Here is a 15,215-nt window from a genome sequence, read left to right on the forward strand (position 1 = left end):
GTAGACCGACGTGGAGAACCTTGTAGAATTTCGGCATATAACCAAACGATTTCCCGGCATTGTTGCGAATGATGACATCTCCCTTTCAGTACACAAGGGTGAGATTCTTGCCATCCTTGGCGAGAATGGAGCGGGAAAAAGCACACTGATGAGCATGCTTTTTGGCATGTATACCCCTGATGAAGGGGAGATTTTCGTCCGTGGAAAAAAAGAGGTTATCACCAGTCCCTTGGTGGCCAACTCATTGAACATTGGAATGGTTCACCAGCACTTCATGCTTGTCGAGAACCAGAGTATCACTGAAAACATTATTATGGGCATCGAACCGAAGAAACGTAAATTCGGCTTGTTTCCCGTCGTAGATCTCGAGGCTTCCCACGAAAAGGTTCGTCAGTTATCCCTTCACTACCAGCTTGAGGTCAATCCTAAGGAAATCATTGAGAACGTTCCTGTTTCTACTCGGCAACGGGTGGAAATCTTGAAAATGCTGTATCGTAACGCTGAAATTCTCATTTTCGATGAACCAACAGCTGTTCTCACTCCTCAAGAAATAGAATCATTGCTGCAAATTATCAATACACTTCGGCAGAGCGGGAAAACCGTAATTCTTATCACACACAAACTCGATGAAATCAAGAAAATCGCAGACCGATGTGCTATCTTATGTAAGGGAAAGCTCATCGATGTCCTGGATGTTGCTTCGACTTCGGTCCAGCATATGTCTGCCTTGATGGTTGGTCGCGAGGTCTCTCTCACGTTGGAAAAAGAAGAGCATGAGAGAGGATCAGAAGTTCTGAAGGTGGAGAACCTGAGTGTAGTTTCTCAGGACCACATCACCTTGGTGGATTCAGTAAGCTTTTGCGTACATGAGGGTGAAATACTGGCGATTGCCGGGGTGTCCGGCAATGGCCAAGTAGAGATCGCCGACGCAATTGCAGGGCTTATCCCCATCAAGGGGGGGACCATTCAACTGCAGGAAAAGGACATCACCAATGCACAGGTTCGCGAGCGCATTGAGGCAGGCCTCAGCTACATTCCTGAAGACCGTCATGCCGTCGGCTTGATCCTTGACTTTCCGCTCAAGGAGAACCTCTGTCTGAAACAGTATTACCGCCCGCCCTATAGCAGCAAGGGAGGGATACTGCAGTATGAGGCTATGGAGGATTTGGGAAAATCCCTGATCGAAGCGTTTGACATACGAACCAGCAAGGGCAACGACACGCTGGTGCGCAGCATGAGCGGAGGCAACCAGCAAAAGGCGATTATTGCCCGGGAGATCAATCTCGACTCCAAGCTGATTATGTTCGTCCAGCCAACCCGTGGCTTGGATGTAGGTGCCATTGAAGCCATTCATACCCGTATCAACACCCTTCGAAAAGAAGGCAAAGCCATTTTGCTGATTTCCTTGGAGCTGGACGAGGTCCTACAGTTAGCCGATACCATTCTGGTCATGTACAACGGCAAGGTACAGACCATACGCAAAGCGAATGAACTGACAAAACTTCAGGTCGGTGAATATATGATGGGGGTACACGTTGAAAAAAACTAACCTGATCAAGCGTCTGTTCATCCTTTGTTGCGGCAAGGGCAGGCATCAACTTTTGAGAACCTCCTTGTTCTGCATTTTTCTGAGCCTGCTTGCAGGAATACTGCTCTTGCTTTTGCTGGGAAAAAATCCATTGGAAGCATACAGAAGCATTCTCCAGGGAGCAGGCATCCTGCCCAAGCCCCGCTATGCAGGAAGAAAGAACCAGCTCACCGACTTCATGAGTCTGCTCAACTACACGACCCCCATGGTGTTTGCAGCCTTGTCGGTTGCCGTCGCCCTGAAGTGTGGGATATTCAACATCTGTGTTTCAGGTATTATGGTATTCTCAGCTTTCATGGCTACCGTACTGGTCGGGTATTCCGATCTGAATCCTTTGGTGGCAAAAATCCTGGTAGTCCTTGTTGGTGCTCTTTCGGGTGCCTTGGTCGGCATTCTCATTGGATATCTCAAACATCGCTTCAATATGAATGAGGTTGTGGTAGCCATTATGCTGAATTACATTATCAGCTATGTGGTGAGTTTCTTCATACAAACCCGGTTCATCGACCCGATCACCCGCCAGTCGGTGGCAGTCGGCCAGAATGCCCGCCTTACCCTCTTCGACTATCCGGTGGGAAATCTGAAAATGGAGATCGCTTTGGTCTTTCCGCTAGCTTTGTTGGCAGTGTTTGCTCTTAAGTTCATGCTCGACCGAACCCGATTCGGTTTCGAGCTGAAAGCGGTGGGAAGCAACAGCAAAGCCAGCAACTATGCAGGAATTCAGGTAGGAAGGGCTGTTGTATGTACCATGCTCATCAGTGGGGCGTTGGCCGGTTTGGCAGGAGTTTCCTACTACCTGGGAAGCAATGCATCCATACAGCCCAGAGTACTTCCTGCATTGGGCTTTGACGCCATCGCCGTTGCATTACTGGGTAATACAAGCGCCATCGGCAGCCTATTTGCTTCCCTTTTGGTTATGATTTTTGATTGTGGTACTACCTATATGTCATCCCGCATGCAAGTTCTCAGAGAAATTGCCGCCCTGATCACCAGTATTTTGCTGCTGTTCAGTGCAATCGGCATATTCTTCAGAAACCTTGCAGATCGATTCCAACAAGAAGCAGAGGAGGTGTAGGCGTATGAATACCATCATTATTGAAGGACTTTCCTTCTCACTTCCCCTCTTCATCATCGCCATAGGCGGCATCTATAGCGAAGGCAGCGGTATTACCAACCTGGCCTTGGAAGGTTTGCTGGGGTTTGGGGCATTCTTCGGCGGTCTCAGCTATGCAATTCTGAGTAGAACCTTCGGCGGCGATCCCACCATTCTCATCTATGCCTCCCTTGGTTTTGCCATGGTCGGAGGAGCATTGCTAGCCCTGCTGCATGCCCTGATGTGCATCAAGTTCAAAGCGAACCAGGTTATCAGCGGTGTGGTGATCAACATGCTCAGCGTTGCCCTGACTGCATTTCTGGCCAACCAGATCAACGCCTCATTCTTCGGGCAACCCTCCAACAAGTTCTTGTTGGAAGTCTTTCCCAAAGCTACCATCCCACTACTCTCTCGTATTCCCCTAATTGGGGCGGTGTTCACTGACTTTTATATCTTCGAGTTGATCATCATTGCGGTAGCCTTGTTCATGGCATATCTGCTCTACAAGACACCGGCAGGAATGCATATCCGAGCATGTGGCGACAATCCTCATGCGTTGGCTGCCGCTGGAGGAAATGTACAGAAGGTACGCTTTTGGTCGGTTATTACCAGCGGGGCGTTGTCGGGTTTGGGAGGCATGTGCTTTGCCTATTCCATTTCCACCACATTCTCACCAAACATCTATATGGGTTTCGGTTACCTTGCTATAGCAGCATACATTTTTGGGTCCTGGAAAATCGGACCAACCTTCCTTGCCTGTATCCTTTTCGGTTTTGCCCGCAGCGGTGGCTATGTCCTCGTACAGAAACTCAAATTGCCTTCTTCCTATGGTGATTTGGTGCTAACCCTGCCGTACATTGTTACGTTGGTCTTACTGCTCTTCTTCTCTTCTACCAATAAACCGCCACGTGCCCTCGGTGAGGTATACGACCAAGCGAAGCGATAGAACGTTGTATGCCTCCCCTCTTGCAAGAACTGACAAGTCAGAGCATGCTTGAGACGGGAGGACAGAATATGACCGATGAAAAGCGTTTGGATGCTGTCAATGAAACAATTGGGGAAGTAGCAACCGAGATAGCGCAAGCCTATGCTGAGTATGGCGATTTGACCAGCATGTATTTGGGACAGACCTCCTCTACCCTGCAATTGCGCCTATTCAGGCCACTTGCCTTGGAAACTTCACTCTATATGAGTTTTTTGTTGGTTGATTCCAACAAGAGTTTGGCTGAGCAGGTGCTGGAGGATACCGAAGCATATGCTGTAGAGTTAGGCAAGCAAGAGCACACATTCGTCAATGAAGGTCTGCTTGCCTATACGAAAAGCTCTGACAAGCTTACCCACTTTATCGAGCGCTGCCAGGGGGTGGTTGCTGGCGATGCAGTATGGTTGAGCACGCAAAGACAGGATACCCAGCCCCAGATTTCCATTAGTGACAAAGGCTATGTCGCCATCCACAAAGGTGCAGAGAGGTTGGAAAAACTGGCAACACTGCTCTAGTAGGAATGAAGAAGCGTTTCCACCACGGTATCTTTTCCTAGCAGAATATCCTCAACGGTTTGTTCGATGACTACATCCGGGACAAGAGAGGTTCCCTTGTAGTTTCGATCCATCACAAAATGCTTGGTTGAGTAGGATACTGCGATGTCGCTGTTGGGCAGTGTAAAATGTGCTGTCTCTCCATAATGATTCAGACTACCACCTGTAGGAGTGCCTACCAGGCGAGCTTGGGTCCTCTGTCGAAAGTGCATCGCATTCATCAGAGCCGAAGAGAACGTGCCCTCCCCGATCAGAACATCGAGTGCAAACCCTTGTTCGGTCTGTAATGCTGCAAGCCCGTCGACCATGGGCTCAAACAGCCGAGAGTCACCGCCACTGTTGTACCGCAAGTCAACGATCACACGACCAAATGATTTCGATGTGACCAAGGATACTATTTCATCGATGAATGATTGCAGAGGGTATTCTTCATAGGACATACACACATTGTATTGCACAAAGAGGGTGTTGTTTTCTTCAAGCAGCAATGCCCGATAGGGGGCGTTGCTTGCACCCGTTTCAGGATGGGCCTGATACCACGTTGCAAAGCTCAACATACCATACTCCTTGGCCGAAACGGGAGTAAGGGTAATCGTATGGATTTGGTCTGTACTGCGTTGTTTCAGCGTAAGGTTTACAGAAAGTGAGGGAGAGTCAGCAATACCTATATACGTATAGAGGTTGGTCAGATTGAATTGCTGGGAGAGGTAGTACCGCAGCCATACTTCATTGTCATGGCTGAACAACGGCGAGGCACGTCTCTGTACTTCCTCGATCGGCACGTCGTTGATGGCAATGATTTCACTGCCCAACAAGTGTGCATGGCTTCGCTCTACCACCCCAAGGCGCCAAGCGCCCTGTACATAGGAGAACTGGGCGGGTATCGCTGAAAGCTGTGCAACAAAACCTTCGGTAAGGCCGACAGCGGTATGAGAGTCTTGTGCATACCCGACCAACTCCCTGAGGGAGAAATAGAAGTCGAGATCCGATGCCGACTCAGCATTTTCCATCGCTTTGTGGTAGGCTTTGCTAAAGTCTGCCTTCGATGTCGCATGATAAAAATCCACATGCAACCGAGGTAGCTTTTCATACAGGTACGTAATATCGGCCTGCATTGGATTGTTCACCTCAAGCTTGGTTGTACAACCTGCAAGCAATAAGAGAACAGCCAGACAAAAAGAGAGCAATATAAGAGAAAAACGCGTTTTCATACACGCTACTATAGCATAAACCCACATTACTTTCATTGGCATTGCCTGTAATTCACCGATGTTTTTCAGACAATTGAGTTACAATTCAGATTACCTTAAATTAGAAATAGACTGAAGCACCTATCTTCATTCCAAGCTGTGAGGCCTGCATACCGGGAACGAATGCTACACTGATAGACAAGGCATCGCTTCCATCTTTAGAGACACCCAGGCCATTACGTAACGTCTTATTGTATCTCGCTCCATAGGGAATGGGTAATACTGCTTGAATCACCCGTTCAGTGAGGAGAAAGATTGCTCCCACCGCCATGGTGCCCACAGCAAAATCCTGCAGGGGATCATCAAAATTTGATGATGCTGCAAAGAGCTGAATGAAAAAGAGATCGATCAGATAGGTACCCAACCCTACCCCGATGGTGGTTGCAGCAGTCCAATCGGCAATCTGACCAAACAGTTGACCACCAAGGTCGCCTTGGAGTTTGGACCCACTCCCAAAACCTGCCAAAAGGTTTTTGAAGGCCGGCCAAGCAATGGAGATCTGTGCCTGTTCATAAAGTGCCAGTCGTTGGTCAAATGGTAGCTGCCCGAAGTCATGGTTCTTCAACGTTCTTTTCAAGGAGCCAAGGGTCGATCCGCCCAGATATACCCGTTCTCCTTCGATCTCAACAGGTATCCCATCCTGTGTGTCCATGGCATCCAAACCCGTACCCACCAACGACAACAAAAGAGACTGTGCACAAAGGGGAACAACAAGAAAGAAAAGAACCAATGAACACATGAGAAAGCGTTTCATACCCTTACTCCTTGAAAACAGTTCTTCTAGTGTACCATAGAAAGCCCTGTACCCATGGAAATATTTTTAATATATGGAAATAGCGGGACGTTGAAAAATTACAATTTCCTCTGTTCAATCCCCAGTATTTCAGTTCTTTGTAAAATCCCTTCTTATAAAGATTCTGTCCTTATTTACGGATAGAAACTACTAAATCCTTGTACTTTACCTACCAATCGAAACGTTTAATTCTTTCTTTTAAAAAGCTTTATCTACTTGACGAATCAATATTTATGTTCAATTACTATTGATGAAGGAGCAAATTATGGACAGGTATGCACACACAAAGGCAAAGGCCTTTCTCGTGTTCACACTCCTGTTGTTGCTGTTCTTAACATCCTGCTCACATACACAACAAGAGACTGATGTAGCGCTGTCGTACTCACCAACGTTCAACGAATTGGCGACATCACCACTTTCCTTGCAACCTGATGCTACAGGATATGGCAGGGAATACGAAGTCCTGGGCGTGGAAACATTCAATACGGTATTTCGCGGCCCCTCACAAGGTTTCATGGCAGGAAAAGCGGGAAGCTACCCTACACAGGATGGGGATATTTGGATTACCGGGACACACCCCGGGGGCCAAATGTATATCGACTTCCTTAAAACCAATCCACAAGTACTTCACTTGCGACCCTATGGTCGGTACGAAGTACGGTATGATTACAAAGTCCTGGAAGCATCCCGTGAAGGATTCGAGACCATTTTCTTCTCCCAGACAGGAGCCAACCAAAACAACTGGGTTGAACAGAGCCTGTATTTCAAGGAGCCGACAGGCAGTACCGGTACCGCTGCTTTCACTGCCACATTGAAGCAATATGACGACTACCAGCTCTTGATGAATCTGGTCAGCAATGGTTCGTTGGCTGTGACCAATATTCAGATCAAGGACTTGGATAGCGGCCTTATTGTTGCCAATGAGGATGGAAAGGGCAACGTGCACACCCATGCTCCTTTCTTGCATAGCGAAGGTAATTTCACCATTGCCCCTTCAAGCAGTGTGAATGGTGGCTTCAGCATGATTACCAATGGGTTTGCCAAGTTGTGGACAGATTCACAACGTGTACAATTCCCCTCCGATACCAACATTATCATTGATTTTGATTACAAGGTTTTGAACAACCCAAAACAGGAAGAAATTATTGGTTGGATACGCCTGTATTCGGGTAGTAAACCACATTTGGAACGTAGGGCTGTCAGCATGTCCGGCTATGAGGTGAAAGAAGGCCACTATACCGGAGGTGTTAAAACAGGCTCACAGGACGACATCTATATTCTTGAGGTTGCCTTCAACCAAGAGGTCAAGCTGGAAATCAGTAATATCCAGCTCTCAAAGCAAGTAACCGTTGAGCAGAAACTTACGGATGTTCATCCTCTTACTGAGGCGCCTTTTCCAAGACTGGGAAACAATTTTACGGTGTATGGGGAATGGACTGCCCACAATGGAAGTGGCAGCGCACAAGGCTCAACTCCCCTGATAAGCCTGGTTGAACTTGAAAATCAACTGGCCCTCAGCGATATAATCACCAGCCTTCATCCTCTGTATCTCTTTAATGACCCTGCCCTCTCAAAAAGGCTGAAGGCCATCAATCCCAACATAGTGCTCTTACCCACAACACAGACGCACAATGTCAACCTTCCTAAAGAAATGCGAAACCTTGCATACAATCCGTGGTTGAATGCTGAAGAGCAGTATGTACAAGGTATTTCCAAGGATTGGTTCTTGAAGAATTCCAAAGCTGAGGTGATCAACGACAATGAAGAATGGGCACAAATCCCACTCAATGTATCCGCTTTCTGTCCCTATAACGATACAGGCAAGACCTACCTCCAATATTGGACAGAGACAACCATCGACCAAAAGCTTAAGGACGGTACATGGGATGGAGTGTTCCTGGAAGAACCGCTTACTGTGGGTAACTGGAGAATACCTGGCATGTTCACCAAGAAACGTGTCGATGCAGACTACAATCGAAACCTGAAAAAGGATGAGACTCCGCTGTGGATTGTTGAAATGACAGCTTCAGCTAGTCTTACGATGTTGAGAAGCATCAGAGAGCAAGTCGGTTGGAATGAAATTCTTCTTACCGGAAATGGACTCGACCCTGTTATTGCACCGTTTACCAATGGTGCACTTATACCAAACTATAACTATGCGTGGTATCTGGAGTATGATCAGAACAAATTCAATGAAAGCCAGTGGGGATCCTTCATCAATACGTATGAAAACGTAAAGAACCTCTACCACCAACCCTCGGCTGTAGTGCTGGAAGGCACCCCAGTGTATAAGGATTGGGTGCTTCCAAATGATAAACGTGAAGCTACAGAGTCAGATATGGCATTCCATCGCTTCGCTTTGGGAACAGCCTTGTTGACCGATGCATTCTATGAATTTGCACTGGTAGATGGCAGAAGTGCCCCTTTCATCTTCGATGAGATGTTAGTAGACAAGCAGGGCTGGAGCACCACCGATGCCGCCAATAAGGGATGGTTGGGAAAACCCCTTACCATGAGCGAGCATCTGGTAAGCAATAAGGAAGAGGTGTATCAGCAAGCCAAACCAATCGTACTGGGCAATCGCTCAACCAAGTGGTTCAAACTCTATGAAGGCAGCAACAAAACCAGTGAAAGCCGTCAGATTATTCTCGAGTTTGACTGGAAGAACCTTTCTACTGCTACAGATTTTGCCACTGTAAGTTTTGCGGTCAATGATGAATGGATGGGTAACTACAATCTGAGTTCAAATATGGAAGGAAGTAGTGGAAGTGCTACCTACCATACCACGGTGAAAAGTAAGGGCTCGGTCATGTACCATCTGAATGTTGCAAAATTCGGTACGGTGGAATTGAGCAATCTGAGAATTTCCACTGCTGATTGCGGGGTATATCGACGTGATTTTGAACATGGAATTGTTCTGGTTAATGCTTCAAACGAGGAGAAAACGCTCAGCTTGAGTGAAATCAAGGGAAGTATGAACAGGACCAATATCAGACGCATCAGGGGCCGTTATGATACACAGACCAATTCGGGAACCCTGGTTACCGATTCGTTGGTTCTTAAGGCTCATGACGCCATTGTGTTGCTTGCAGACTAATCAAAGACCCTTCAGGCAGTTACTGCCTGGAGGGATTGTTTTGTGGTGGTAGCAGAGTACCACTTCTTCTATAACCTTCAAGAAAAGTATTTTCTCTACGTGATTAATTAATTTCTTTTCCACACCTATGCTTATTTTTGAAGTATATACCGGGCAGTAAGCACGCTCCTCTCGTCTTTTTGGTCCTCCATATACAAGGTTCTGCAGTATTTGGTGGTTGCGTGTTCTAAGGCCAGCTCCAGGAACAGCAGAAAGATTCCGATATCCATGCTTTGATAATAGGAAACCAATGAGGGAGGTATAATCCCTCGTTTACGAAACACCCGATGCACGAGTAAAACATCCCCCTGTTGCACCATCAGCCATGGCTGGGTATTGCAGGCACTGGGGGCCAACCGCACTACGCAAGCGAGGTCACCCCGACCCTCGCCTTCCCACATTTCCGGTATTTCCAACCTGTTCAGGCTATTCTCTTTTGTACGAAAGCTATCCCCATCCTGATTGGCTATACAGAGCATGCAGACAAAATGCAACCCTTCATACTCGCGTTCTTTCGGCCTACCCATACCATACCAGCAAGCGCCGATATTTTCTTTGGCTAGAAAAAGGTCCAACTGCTCGCCGATGTAGCCGATATTCTGTGCATACCCTTGCTTGCGCTCACTATACAACAACAGGGCATATTCACCTTGCCTGCAGGAAGTCTGACTGATGGGAACAATGCGCAGCAGTGTTCTGATATCTTCGACTAATGGTTTAACGGTTGAAAAGCATAGCTCGATTTGTGCCAATTGTTCGGCTGTCAAACTCTTGAATGGTTTTGTGAACCGGTGAAAGGATTTCCGTCTGAAGATCTGATCGTAGTATTCCTGCATGGGTACCTCACGTATTCTCTCTATCATATACAAAAGCGGTTGGCCACAAAAATGTTAAAATCTCTGAATTGTAGGCCCTGCTATCACAGCCAAAACAAGATTTCAGCTGTTTTTCTTGACTGTAGGTTATACTCATATATACTGACAATCACAGAAAACACACTATGCAAACAAGAGTAATTGGACACCAATCAAATTTGCAATCCCTGCGCTACACGTATGTGTTGTTCCTCTTGTTGCTGGTCTTTCCCTGTGTTTCAGCTTTTTCATCACCGCTAGCCATACAAACCATCACAGTGGGTGTTGGAAGGCATGACTTTGTTGTTAAGGAGCGTACACTAGCGCTCTCTGCTGTTCTCACCCTCGAAAATGAAGCCTATACACTGGATATCGGATACAGAAATCGAGAACCGGTACAAGATATAAGTCTGTATGTACACCACAAGCTTGCCGAAGGCATAGGAGTCGTATCGTACTTCCATTCTTCCCTTGGCACAGCCGACTCCATCCTAACGGATCTGGTACTAGGGTATGAGCAGGTATTCACGCTTAGAAAGGCATCATTCACCTTTGGCTTCGGCATTCAGGGGAGTGCTTCATGTTTCCCTTTTCTTGAGAAACCTCTTTTCAATGCCAGTCCGTACCTTAAGGCAAAGCTTGGCTACAACTTCTTCGATCGGTGCTACCTGACGCTCTTTAGTACCACAAACACCTTGTTCAATTATGCTTGCCAGTCGATCAGCCCCATAGTGGGAGCTGAACTTGCCTTGCAACTCAGTAAGGAGATTACCGTAGGAGGAAATTTCCACGTACAACTTTCCGATGTAAGCCCTGAGGCGGTTCTTATCACTTCCAAGGAGGTAGGTGTCTATGGCATGTACAAACCGAAGAAGTAATACGAACCGTATTCTATTTCTTCTCATCACCAGCCTCCTGTTCTGCACCAGTTGCTCACAGAACCTGTTTTCCAGAATCGAGTTCAATCATCCGGGAGGTTCTTTCGACCAACCCATCAATACGACAGAAGAAAGACAATCATTCTCATTCCTGTTGTTCAGTGACCTGCATGTAGGAAGGGCCGAGGACGGTGTCTATTGGGATTTCGATGCGTTCTATGCATGGCTGGATGCCTATCCCGGAACGCTTGATTTTGCCCTGCACCTAGGCGATGGTACCGCCGATTCAACTGAGTCGGAGTATCGCCAGTATGCCGCTTTCCTGCAATCACTGACTGATCGTTCACTGCCAAACCATGCAGTACTGGGCAATCATGATGTACGAAGCGATGGCCGCTCTCTGTTCAGTCAGTATATCAATGACCTCACTGCCCGCCGTTTCAGCCATAAGGGATTCTCCTTCTACCTCTTGGACACCGGTAACGCAAGTTTGGGCAAAACTCAGCTGGATAACCTGATGGAAGCAGTAGCTGCTGATCCGAATCCAAAACTATTCTGCGCCCATGTCCCACTCTACGCCGGTCCTGACATGTTCTATTTCTCCCTCAAGGATCCCCTTGAACGGGCCCTCATCGTACAGACGATGGTAAAGAACAAGGTCGGACTCTATGTAGGAGGACATTTACATATTGACAGTAAGCTCTATGCATATACCGATACCACCCACGAATTTGTCAGTGAGTCGTTTCATGGGCGTGACAGCCTTATTGAAAACACCCTCCCCGTCTGGTATGTGCTCACCTATGATGTTGTGAGTAACAGCATTACCATCGTAAAATATGCAAGCAAGCGGGACAACACGATAGCTGAAGAAGTCGTTGCAACGATCGGCATGCCATAAGCTTACGGTATAGTCAATTCTGGTATATGCTTACGACTATGAATCAAGTCCTTTCATGGCTGCTTCAAGGCGATGTCTCAATCCAATACCAGACCCAGCGATACCTGCTGCAAGCTGAGAGCATGCTTCTTGAGCAACTGCAGAAGAGAATCGAAACAGAGGGGTTTGGTGCTCAGCTGCTTTCTGCAAGAAATGAGAATGGGTATTGGGGAATCTGGTATTATCAACCCAAGTGGACGTGCACCCATTATACTCTTTGCGACCTAAAAGGACTTGGCCTTGCACCATCCAATCCAATTGCAAAAGAAATGGTTGAAAGAGCCCTCACCGAGTGCCAGCTTAAAGACGGCGGATTGAACTTTGCAAAAAGTGACATTCCCTCTGACATTGCCATCAACGGGATGTTTTTAGCGTATGCCAGCTACTTTTGTCCGAAGGATGCACGTCTGGCTGCTCTTGACTTGTGTATTCGCTCCTTCCAAAAACCTGATGGGGGATTCAGTTGGGACTATGCGTCACCGATCGGTGATCCCCATACAACGATTTGTGTGTTGGAAGGGCTGTATGCATACCGATATGCTACGCAGGGTACATCATCCATCGACTCATGCCTCAAGCAAGCCCTTCAGTGCTTATACCAGAGGAATCTCTGCATCGGTGAAGACCCTAGGTACATTCGCATGGCATACCCGTATCGGTATCGGTACGACTTGCTTCGCTTTTTGGAGTTTGCAGCAAACGCTCAAATTCCTTGGAACGAAAGCATAGAACAGGCATTGGTTTGGCTTGTAGGCAAGCAACACGATGGAGTGTGGAATCTACAGCTTGTGCATCCTGGAAAGGTTCATGTACAGTTTGAGCAGGTGCATCAATTCAGCCGGTTCATTACGGTAAAGGCTATTCAGATACTCATGCAATATGCCCAAGCTTCCAAGACTGCGGAGGTAGGTTTACGAAGGTGTGAAAGCATGGAAAAAGACAAACCGGTGCCTTCAGTTGAAAGCACCGGTGTAGATTACTTTGCTTAGCGGCGAGCCATCATGTCATGCAGGCCGCCGCCGTTCTCCACGTTGGTGAAACCCATCTGCTTGAGCATGCGCATGCCATAGCTAGAGCGGGCACCGGAAGCACAATAGATGAGAATCTCACGATTCTTGTCCTCAATTGTTTCCGCCCACTGGGCAAGACTATCCAATCCGACATTGATCGCCCCCGGGTATGCACCCATGGAAAACTCCATCGGGGTACGGACATCGAGAATGATCGGACCAGACTCCTCGGTCTCACAAGCAGCTTCTGCTTGCAAACCTTCTGAAACATCCTCTTTCTTGTCGTGGACAGTCTTTCTCTCAATCGGGAACAGTCCCACACTCAGGTGTTCAAACCCTACTGCACGAGCATGCCGCTCCAAGCTGATGTACCCTCCACTGAGGTTGTAAACTTTTTCAAATCCTGCACCTTTGAGCATTCTGAGGGCTACGTGGCCTTTCTGCCCATCGTCGCTGAGCAGAAGTATGGTTTGTTCCTTGGGAATGCGATCGAGGTTCTCACGCAGGACATTCTGACTGAGGTTGTTCGTACCGCGCAGGTTTGCCTTTGCATAGCTGATCGGGTCGCGAAGGTCGATGGCGATCGGCGATTGTTCCAATACAAACTGCTCAAATTCATGGGCAAGGATGGAGGGGCTGAAATCAGTCTGCTTGTTGATCGCAGTAAACGCTGCCATGTTCACCGGACCGTTGGGGGAGTTGAACGGTGGAGCATAGGCAAGGTCGAGTTCAGCAAGGTCATCGATGGTAAGGCCGCCGGCAATGGCTGTTGCCACCACATCGATGCGCTTGTCCACCCCCACCCGACCGGCAACCTGGGCGCCGAGTACGGTATTCGAGGCTTTGTCCCATACGAGCATCAGGCTCACTTTTTCCGACCCCGGATAGTAGGCAGTATGACTGGCCTTGTGGACCACAACTGCATCGGCATCAAAGCCGGCGTCCTTTGCCGCCTTAAGACTCAATCCGGTAGAACCAGCTGCCACTTCAAACACTTTCACAATGGAGGAGCCCAAAGCTCCTGTATACGGATGATTTCCTCCGAGAGCGTTCTCTGCTGCAATTCTTCCCTGTCTGTTTGCAGGACCTGCAAGCGGAAGCCTCACTAATTTTTTCGATACCTTTTGGGTAATCTCTATCATGTCTCCGGCTGCATAAATGAAAGGGTCACTAGTACGCAGATGCTCGTCCACCTTCAGGCCGCCGCAGGTGCCAAGTTCCAGATTAGCATCTTTTACCAATTGCAGCGTGGGTCGCACTCCTACGGAAAGCAACACGAAATCAGTATCTATGGCCGTTCCATCGTTTAAACGCACACATTTGTCCTCGACTGACTGCAGTGATTTGCCCAGTTTGAGTTTTACCCCGTAATCCTGGAGCTCTTTGGTAAGCATGCCCGCAAATTCACCATCCAGGTTGGGCATGACTTGACTGGCCATTTCAACCAGCGTCACGGCGATACCCCGCTTGGTCAGAGCTTCGACCATCTCAAGTCCGATGAAACCACCGCCGACTACCACGGCCCTCTTGGGTTCTTTTTCGGTTATATAGCGATCCATGCGGTCCATGTCTTCGAGTGTCCACAACTGAAACACATGGCTTTTATCAACACCGGGGAGAGGTGGAACAATGGGTTTTCCACCTTGTGCCAGGATGAGGGAATCGTACGGGAATACGGTGGTTTCGCCGGTTTGGGAATTATGAGCTGTTACTTCTTTCTTTTCACGGTCGATCGCAACTGCTTGGGTATGGGTATGTACATTGACCCGGTACTGGTCATGAAATGTCTCTTCACTGGCTAATATCAGTGATGAACGGTAGGCAATGTCCCTGCCCAGGTAATAGGGAAGCCCGCAATTGGCGAAAGAGACATCTGCTCCTGCTTCCAACAAAGTTATGTTGACGTTGTTGTCAAGTCTTCGTGCTCTCGCCGCAGCAGTAGCTCCTGCTGCAACTCCACCGATTATTAAAAGGTTTTTCATCCTGTTCTCCTCTAGTAACGGTCAGAATATAGTACTTTTAGTTGCTAGTGGCAAGTATTTCATACAGATTTTTTTTCCTCCCTAAAAAGGACCCTGATTGGAGAAATCCACAGAGTGCTTGGTGAATCCATAGAGATTCATGAAGTTGCAAGCAA

General features: G+C 47.8%; 12 protein-coding genes. 8 read left to right on the plus strand and 4 right to left on the minus strand.

What is annotated here, in order from left to right; genetic code table 11:
• The first annotated feature begins 10 nt into the window (after positions 1–10).
• Genes SPIBUDDY_RS07835 through SPIBUDDY_RS07850 form a run of 4 tightly spaced genes read left to right on the plus strand, consistent with a single transcriptional unit; the run spans position 11 to position 4,178 of the window.
• Complete coding sequence (locus tag SPIBUDDY_RS07835; RefSeq protein ID WP_013607212.1) at positions 11–1,549, plus strand: ABC transporter ATP-binding protein; 1,539 nt, start codon at positions 11–13, stop codon at positions 1,547–1,549.
• On the plus strand, positions 1,536–2,663 hold the full coding sequence (locus tag SPIBUDDY_RS07840; protein WP_013607213.1) for an ABC transporter permease: 1,128 nt from the start codon (positions 1,536–1,538) through the stop codon (positions 2,661–2,663). Before SPIBUDDY_RS07835 ends, SPIBUDDY_RS07840 begins: the two co-directional genes overlap by 14 nt.
• A gap of 4 nt (positions 2,664–2,667) precedes the next feature.
• Complete coding sequence (locus SPIBUDDY_RS07845; protein WP_013607214.1) at positions 2,668–3,627, plus strand: ABC transporter permease; 960 nt, start codon at positions 2,668–2,670, stop codon at positions 3,625–3,627.
• Positions 3,628–3,647: 20 nt separating this feature from the next.
• Positions 3,648–4,178 (plus strand): hypothetical protein, encoded by a 531-nt coding sequence (locus SPIBUDDY_RS07850; protein WP_155816080.1) that lies wholly within the window; start codon positions 3,648–3,650, stop codon positions 4,176–4,178.
• Here SPIBUDDY_RS07850 and SPIBUDDY_RS07855 read toward each other — a convergent pair.
• Both SPIBUDDY_RS07855 and SPIBUDDY_RS07860 read right to left on the minus strand, forming a co-directional pair.
• A complete protein-coding gene (locus SPIBUDDY_RS07855) occupies positions 4,175–5,428 on the minus strand; it encodes a S41 family peptidase (RefSeq protein WP_041380654.1) in 1,254 nt (417 codons plus the stop codon). The genes SPIBUDDY_RS07850 and SPIBUDDY_RS07855 overlap by 4 nt on opposite strands.
• A gap of 100 nt (positions 5,429–5,528) precedes the next feature.
• Entirely contained in the window at positions 5,529–6,221 is a 693-nt protein-coding gene (locus SPIBUDDY_RS07860) for a P13 family porin (protein ID WP_013607217.1), read from the minus strand.
• 304 nt (positions 6,222–6,525) lie between these two features.
• On the opposite strand from SPIBUDDY_RS07860, the gene SPIBUDDY_RS07865 reads away from it, so the two are divergent.
• Complete coding sequence (locus SPIBUDDY_RS07865) at positions 6,526–9,357, plus strand: hypothetical protein (protein ID WP_013607218.1); 2,832 nt, start codon at positions 6,526–6,528, stop codon at positions 9,355–9,357.
• A gap of 131 nt (positions 9,358–9,488) precedes the next feature.
• Here SPIBUDDY_RS07865 and SPIBUDDY_RS07870 read toward each other — a convergent pair whose 3' ends face one another.
• Complete coding sequence (locus SPIBUDDY_RS07870) at positions 9,489–10,232, minus strand: nitroreductase family protein (protein WP_013607219.1); 744 nt, start codon at positions 10,230–10,232, stop codon at positions 9,489–9,491.
• 164 nt (positions 10,233–10,396) lie between these two features.
• Between SPIBUDDY_RS07870 and SPIBUDDY_RS07875 the strand changes: the two genes are divergently transcribed.
• From SPIBUDDY_RS07875 to SPIBUDDY_RS15670, 3 genes are read left to right on the plus strand one after another with little or no spacing between them, the layout of a single operon-like run.
• Positions 10,397–11,128: a hypothetical protein gene (locus tag SPIBUDDY_RS07875; RefSeq protein ID WP_013607220.1), complete on the plus strand. Its 732-nt coding sequence runs from the start codon at positions 10,397–10,399 to the stop codon at positions 11,126–11,128.
• On the plus strand, positions 11,103–12,029 hold the full coding sequence (locus SPIBUDDY_RS07880; RefSeq protein WP_013607221.1) for a metallophosphoesterase family protein: 927 nt from the start codon (positions 11,103–11,105) through the stop codon (positions 12,027–12,029). The genes SPIBUDDY_RS07875 and SPIBUDDY_RS07880 overlap by 26 nt, the downstream gene beginning before the upstream one ends.
• A 38-nt stretch (positions 12,030–12,067) precedes the next feature.
• Positions 12,068–13,057: a prenyltransferase/squalene oxidase repeat-containing protein gene (locus SPIBUDDY_RS15670; RefSeq protein WP_049787859.1), complete on the plus strand. Its 990-nt coding sequence runs from the start codon at positions 12,068–12,070 to the stop codon at positions 13,055–13,057.
• Here SPIBUDDY_RS15670 and SPIBUDDY_RS07890 read toward each other — a convergent pair.
• A complete protein-coding gene (locus SPIBUDDY_RS07890; protein ID WP_013607223.1) occupies positions 13,054–15,060 on the minus strand; it encodes an FAD-dependent oxidoreductase in 2,007 nt (668 codons plus the stop codon). The two genes, SPIBUDDY_RS15670 and SPIBUDDY_RS07890, sit on opposite strands and share 4 nt — an antisense overlap.
• Positions 15,061–15,215: the final 155 nt, after the last annotated feature.

Source organism: Sphaerochaeta globosa str. Buddy (assembly GCF_000190435.1).
In the GTDB taxonomy this organism is placed as follows: domain Bacteria; phylum Spirochaetota; class Spirochaetia; order Sphaerochaetales; family Sphaerochaetaceae; genus Sphaerochaeta; species Sphaerochaeta globosa.

What these genes read in the sequence shown, in the direction of transcription:
- SPIBUDDY_RS07855 (WP_041380654.1), bottom strand. Translation starts at nt 5,428, where the DNA reads ATGAAAACGCGTTTTTCTCTTATATTGCTCTCTTTTTGTCTGGCTGTT.
- SPIBUDDY_RS07890 (WP_013607223.1), bottom strand. Translation starts at nt 15,060, where the DNA reads ATGAAAAACCTTTTAATAATCGGTGGAGTTGCAGCAGGAGCTACTGCT.
- SPIBUDDY_RS07845 (WP_013607214.1), top strand. Translation starts at nt 2,668, where the DNA reads ATGAATACCATCATTATTGAAGGACTTTCCTTCTCACTTCCCCTCTTC.
- SPIBUDDY_RS07870 (WP_013607219.1), bottom strand. Translation starts at nt 10,232, where the DNA reads ATGCAGGAATACTACGATCAGATCTTCAGACGGAAATCCTTTCACCGG.
- SPIBUDDY_RS15670 (WP_049787859.1), top strand. Translation starts at nt 12,068, where the DNA reads ATGAATCAAGTCCTTTCATGGCTGCTTCAAGGCGATGTCTCAATCCAA.
- SPIBUDDY_RS07865 (WP_013607218.1), top strand. Translation starts at nt 6,526, where the DNA reads ATGGACAGGTATGCACACACAAAGGCAAAGGCCTTTCTCGTGTTCACA.
- SPIBUDDY_RS07880 (WP_013607221.1), top strand. Translation starts at nt 11,103, where the DNA reads ATGGCATGTACAAACCGAAGAAGTAATACGAACCGTATTCTATTTCTT.
- SPIBUDDY_RS07875 (WP_013607220.1), top strand. Translation starts at nt 10,397, where the DNA reads ATGCAAACAAGAGTAATTGGACACCAATCAAATTTGCAATCCCTGCGC.
- SPIBUDDY_RS07860 (WP_013607217.1), bottom strand. Translation starts at nt 6,221, where the DNA reads ATGAAACGCTTTCTCATGTGTTCATTGGTTCTTTTCTTTCTTGTTGTT.